The 5,363-nt window shown below is 44.0% G+C and carries 6 protein-coding genes; all 6 read left to right on the forward strand.

The features are described 5' to 3' along the window. Positions 1 to 193 precede the first annotated feature (193 nt). The 6 genes from VN379_RS04685 to larA all read left to right on the forward strand — a co-directional run bounded on the left by VN379_RS04685 (position 194) and on the right by larA (position 5,137). The gene (locus VN379_RS04685) at positions 194 to 1,114 is read left to right on the forward strand and encodes a 2-dehydropantoate 2-reductase (protein WP_325531302.1); all 921 of its coding nucleotides are present in this window, start codon (positions 194 to 196) and stop codon (positions 1,112 to 1,114) included. 118 nt (positions 1,115 to 1,232) lie between these two features. Then, positions 1,233 to 1,436 carry a 4Fe-4S dicluster domain-containing protein gene (locus tag VN379_RS04690; RefSeq protein WP_325531304.1) on the forward strand — a complete coding sequence of 68 codons (204 nt, stop codon included), beginning with the start codon at positions 1,233 to 1,235 and terminating at the stop codon, positions 1,434 to 1,436. Between the two features lie 15 nt (positions 1,437 to 1,451). Further along, positions 1,452 to 2,519 (forward strand): 3-methyl-2-oxobutanoate dehydrogenase subunit VorB, encoded by a 1,068-nt coding sequence (locus VN379_RS04695; protein ID WP_325531306.1) that lies wholly within the window; start codon positions 1,452 to 1,454, stop codon positions 2,517 to 2,519. A gap of 1 nt (position 2,520) precedes the next feature. After that, on the forward strand, positions 2,521 to 3,264 hold the full coding sequence (locus tag VN379_RS04700) for a thiamine pyrophosphate-dependent enzyme (protein ID WP_325531308.1): 744 nt from the start codon (positions 2,521 to 2,523) through the stop codon (positions 3,262 to 3,264). A gap of 5 nt (positions 3,265 to 3,269) precedes the next feature. Next, complete coding sequence (locus VN379_RS04705; protein ID WP_325531310.1) at positions 3,270 to 3,809, forward strand: 2-oxoacid:acceptor oxidoreductase family protein; 540 nt, start codon at positions 3,270 to 3,272, stop codon at positions 3,807 to 3,809. Between the two features lie 35 nt (positions 3,810 to 3,844). Then, positions 3,845 to 5,137, forward strand: coding sequence for a nickel-dependent lactate racemase (gene larA / locus VN379_RS04710; RefSeq protein ID WP_325531312.1), 1,293 nt, complete (start codon positions 3,845 to 3,847; stop codon positions 5,135 to 5,137). Positions 5,138 to 5,363 lie beyond the last annotated feature (226 nt).

A 5,363-nucleotide genomic window follows, 5' to 3' on the forward strand; every position in this document is an offset into this window, starting at 1 on the left:
ACAGATAATAGACGAACACTGTTCTGTAATTATGAACAGTGTTCGTCTATATCGGGGAATTGGAGGTCAAAGCTAGTATCATCAGAACACGCAGTTGATTATAAAAAGCGCTAAGAAGTTGCGGATATGGCGAAAAACCAATAAGATATCTTAAAAATACTTAAAATTAATGAATAATGGGAGGCTCTTTGTCATGCAGATTGCCGTTGTTGGTTCAGGAGCGATTGGCGGCTTATTTGGTTCATTTCTCCACAAAAGTGGTGAAGATGTAACCTTTGTTGACATTAATGCAGAACATGTAGTGGAGATGCAGTCAAGTGGTTTGACCGTTACTCGCCAAAGTGGCGATGAAGTGTTAAAAGTAAAAGCAGTTACTAATATAGAAGAGGCTGGTACGCCGGATTTGATTCTCTTTGCGGTTAAGTCTTACGATAACGAACAGGCAGCGCGGGATTGTCTGAAAATTGTCGGACAAGATACCATAGTACTCACCGTACAGAATGGTGTGGGAAATATAGAAGCTATTGAAACAGTTTTAGGGCGTAACCGGATTCTTGCCGGTACTACTGCTTTTGGCTGTACCGTACTAGGGCCGGGACGAATTAAGCCTAGCGAAACAGGGTCAATTTCCATCGGGGAATTGGATGGTACTACAACACCGCGTTTGCAGAAAGTGGTTGATACCTTTATTAAAGCCGGTGTGGAAATGCATGTTAGCCAGGGGGTTGACAGCCTGATTTGGACTAAACTGCTAGTTAATGTAGGAATTAACGCCCTTGCTGCTATTACCATGCTGACAAATGGTCAATTATTGGAGTACGAAGAAACAGAGAGTCTTCAGGCAGCAGTAGTAGAGGAAGGCGCTGCTGTGGCTAAGGCTAAAGGTATTACGTTTATGGTAGATGACATCTTAGAACACGTTAGAGGCGTCTCTCGCTCAACCTATGATAACAAGGCCTCTATGAGGCAGGATATAGAGCGTGGTGCTAAGACCGAGGTTCTTGCTATTAATGGTGCGATAGTAGCGGAAGGAAAAAGACTAGGCATTCCTACGCCAGTTAATGAAACGCTGACTAAATTGGTTAAGACGATCGAAAAACGCGGTAAAATTTAAGATCAAACCATAGTGCCTGTTTTCACCGGCACTATGGTTTCGGCAAATCACAGAACGTTGGTCGGTATAAATGAACGAAATTTTGTATTTAATGAACTTATGTTGAGGAGAGATAATTATGCCCAGACCAGATTTTTTTCAGGAACGGTGTAAAGGCTGTGAGCTATGCACTGTCGCATGTCCTAAAAAATTAATCGTTATGTCATCAAGCTTTAATGGTAAAGGTTATACTTTTGCAACATGCCGAGACGAGTCAGAGTGTGTCGGCTGTGCTCTATGTGGTAAAGCTTGTCCTGATGCAGTAATTGAGATTTATAAGTAGATAGGAGTGATAAACGTGTCAGAGAAAGTACTCATGAAAGGCAATGAAGCGATCGCTGAAGCTGCAATTATCGCCGGTTGCCGTCACTATTTTGGCTATCCCATTACTCCACAGACAGAAATACCTGAGCTCATGGCTAAACGCATGCCGCAAATTGGAGGCACCTTTGTCCAGGCCGAGAGTGAGATTGCTGCCATTAATATGGTATTTGGTGCTGCTGGTGCCGGTGCCAGAACCATGACTTCTTCGTCTAGTCCAGGTATCAGCCTCAAGCAAGAAGGTATTTCATATATTGCTGCCGCTGAGCTTCCCTGTGTTATTGTCAATATCGTACGAGGTGGCCCGGGCTTAGGCGGGATTCAACCGGCTCAAAGCGATTATTTTCAGGCAACTAAAGGCGGTGGGCATGGCGATTACCGTAATATTGTATTAGCGCCCAATTCGGTGCAGGAGATGGTAGATTTGACTTTATTGGCATTTGATCTTGCTGATCAATACCGTAATCCTGTTATGCTTTTAGGTGATGGCGCATTAGGACAGATGATGGAGCCGGTAGAATTTAAAACAAGTAGTACAACACCGGTTGCAAAGCCTTGGGCATTAACTGGGCTACGTGGACGCAAAATTCCTAATGTTGTTAATTCACTGTTCTTACAACCGGAACAATTAGAAGAGCTTAATATTCGTTTGCAGAAAAAATACGCCACCATTCGCAACAATGAACCACGGTGGGAAGAGATAAATACGGAAGATGCGGAGCTTGTTCTTGTAGCTTATGGGATTACCTCCCGGATTGCCCATTCTGCTATGGATAAAGCCCGGCAAGAAGGCATGAAGGTCGGCCTGCTGCGGCCAATCACCTTATGGCCGTTTCCAGTACAGCCGTTTGCGAAGCTGGCTAAAACTACTAAGGCATTTTTGACACTTGAATTAAGTGCGGGGCAGATGGTTGAAGATGTAATGCTGGCAACAAAACAACTAAAACCGGTTTATTTTTATGGCCGCACCGGTGGTATGATACCAAGCACAGAAGAGTTTTATCAAGAGATTGTAAAGATTATCAATGGTAAGGAGGCTAACTAAGATGGCAGAATTAGTATATTCCAGACCAAAATCCTTACGTGATGCAGCAACCCATTATTGTCCCGGCTGCCATCATGGATTAGTTCACCGGTTGATAGCAGAAGTAATTGATGAACTTGGTATTCAAGATATGGCAATTGGTGTCGCCCCGGTTGGTTGTGCTGTTCTCGCCTATAATTATTTCAATTTTGATGTGTCGGAAGCCGCTCATGGCCGCGCTCCTGCTGTAGCTACAGGCATTAAGCGTGTGCACCCGGATGCAACTGTATTCACCTATCAAGGCGATGGCGACTTAGCGGCGATTGGGTGTGCGGAAATTGTTCATGCTGCTGCCCGTGGTGAAAACATAACAACAATATTCGTAAATAACGCAATATATGGTATGACCGGTGGCCAGATGGCTCCAACTACGTTAGTAGAACAAAAGACCAGCACATCCCCTTACGGGCGGAAAAAAGAAGTAGCCGGTCGGCCTATTCGCGTTTCGGAAATGTTGGCTACCCTTGATGGTCCGGTTTTTATTGCGCGGGTGGCAGTAAATACTCCGGCAAACATGAATAAAGCAAAAGCAGCTATAAAAAAGGCTTTAAACGTTCAACTTAGTGGCAAAGGTTTCTCCTTGGTGGAGGTACTGTCAACCTGTCCTACTAACTGGGGAAAAACGCCGGTTGAGTCAGTTAAATGGTTAGAAGAAAATATGATGCCACAGTTTCCGCTTGGCGTTTATAAAGATGTGCAGGGGTGATGATAATGAGACATGAAATTATAATGTCAGGCTTTGGTGGTCAGGGCGTCTTAGTTATGGGTCAGATACTAACTTATGCCGGAATGCTTGAAGATAAAAACGTATCATGGATTCCCTCATATGGCATGGAAATGCGTGGCGGGACTGCCAACTGCTCTATAATTGTAACTAACAGGCCCACAGGATCACCGATGGTGGAAAAACCGACAGCGGCTGTTGTTCTAAACTTACCGTCCCTGGATAAGTTCGAGTCAATGGTTAGACCTGGCGGAGTTTTGATCATTAATAGTTCGTTAGTAGATAAAGCGGTACAACGGCAGGATATAGAGGTTTACCGGGTTCCTGTCAATGAAATAGCAACAGAGTTAGGTAATCCTAAAATGACCAACATGGTGGCTTTGGGCGCGCTAATAGCTGCTACCAAGGCCGTAGCTATCGAGGCTCTGTTCAAGGCTTTCGCTAAAAAGTTCGCCGCTAAACCTCATGTTATAACTGCTAACCAAGAGGCAATAAAAAAGGGTTATGATTGTGTGAAAAATGCATAATACTGTCCCTAGCATCCCCAAAAGGAGGAATTACGATGCCAGACAAGCGATTTGACCTCAAATACGGGAACGGAGCAATGGAACTGGTTCTTCCTGCAGAAAAAATAATTAATGAAGTCTATGGTCGCCCCTGCGAAACCATTACCGATGTCCCAGGTGCCGTTCGTGAAGCTCTGCGAAACCCGATTGGTACTCCGCAGCTCAAAGACATTGTTAAGGCTGGCGATACAGTTGCCATAATGGTCAGCGATATTACTCGAGCCTGGGTTAAATTTGATCAATTCTTGCCTGTACTATTAGATGAGTTGAATAATGCAGGTATTCCGGACAGAGATATCTTTATCAAAATTGCCATAGGTGCCCACCGTCTTAATACGCCGGAGGAATTTGCTGCGATATGTGGCAAACAGGTCTGTGACCGGGTTGAAGTGACTAATCATGATTGCCATAACGATGATCTGGTATATACAGGTACAACTAAGCGGGGCGTTGCGTGTTATATTAACAAACGCGTGGCAGAAGCCAAGAAGATTTTGACAGGCGGTATAGTACACCATCTGATGGCTGGTTATGGTGGCGGACGAAAGTCGATTTTGCCAGGAATCAGCGGCTTTAAAACCATTCAAGGCAATCATTTGTTGTGTATGAATAAAGTAGTCGGTCAGGGGCTAAATCCCAATACTGTATCAGGTGTACTTGATATCAACGAAATGAACGAGGATATGGTTGAACAAGCGGCCCTGGCCAAACCGGATTTTCTGTTGAATGCTGTTTTTTCTCCTGAAGGCAATTTTGTTCAGTTTGTGGCCGGTCACTGGCATGATGCTTGGTTAGCCGGTGTTAAGCTGGTGGAAGAGATCTACGGTGTGCCAGTAAGTGCCAAGGCAGATCTAGTGGTAGCGTCTGCTGGCGGCTTCCCTAAGGACATCAATCTTTACCAGGGATTAAAGACAATAGATAATGCCTATCTGGCTGTCAAAACAGGCGGAGTAATTATCTGTTTTATGGAGTTGCAAGACATTATGGAGCCGCCTGAGTTTGCAGGTTGGTTCAAGTACAAAACTGCACTGGAGCACGAAATGGCTTTACGGAAACACTTTACCATTCCAGGGTATCTTGCTTATAAGCTAGCCGATATTGCCAGACAGGGGCCGCTTATCATTGTTACCAAGCCGGAGAATGCTGATTTTGTTCAGAATGCTGGTATGATTGCCGCTACTACAACTGATGAAGCATTTGCTATTGCTAAAGAAAAAATTGATCGTGAAGATTTTACAATAACAGTAATGCCCGTAGCTGCAAATACAGTTCCAATTGTTTCGAAATAGCAAACACAATATTATCCTATTGAAAAAATTCCTGGTCGAAGCCGCATTGAGAGTAACCTGGTATAATAGTCTTAAAGGGGATGTGTCAAAGCTACCGAACTGAACTGGTGATGGTTTGCAATACAGATAATAATAGTCCGTATCACGTAAAAGTGATACGGACTCACTTATTTATCTATAGATTGAAGCGTGAAGTGGAGTTATTAATAATTGCAATCTCTAATCG

Source organism: Sporomusa sp. (assembly GCF_035561255.1).
Taxonomy (GTDB): Bacteria; Bacillota; Negativicutes; order Sporomusales; family Sporomusaceae; genus Sporomusa.

Excerpts from the sequence above, each read along its gene's own strand:
- larA (WP_325531312.1), top strand. The coding sequence starts at position 3,845 with ATGCCAGACAAGCGATTTGACCTCAAATACGGGAACGGAGCAATGGAA.
- VN379_RS04690 (WP_325531304.1), top strand. The coding sequence starts at position 1,233 with ATGCCCAGACCAGATTTTTTTCAGGAACGGTGTAAAGGCTGTGAGCTA.
- VN379_RS04685 (WP_325531302.1), top strand. The coding sequence starts at position 194 with ATGCAGATTGCCGTTGTTGGTTCAGGAGCGATTGGCGGCTTATTTGGT.
- VN379_RS04700 (WP_325531308.1), top strand. The coding sequence starts at position 2,521 with ATGGCAGAATTAGTATATTCCAGACCAAAATCCTTACGTGATGCAGCA.
- VN379_RS04705 (WP_325531310.1), top strand. The coding sequence starts at position 3,270 with ATGAGACATGAAATTATAATGTCAGGCTTTGGTGGTCAGGGCGTCTTA.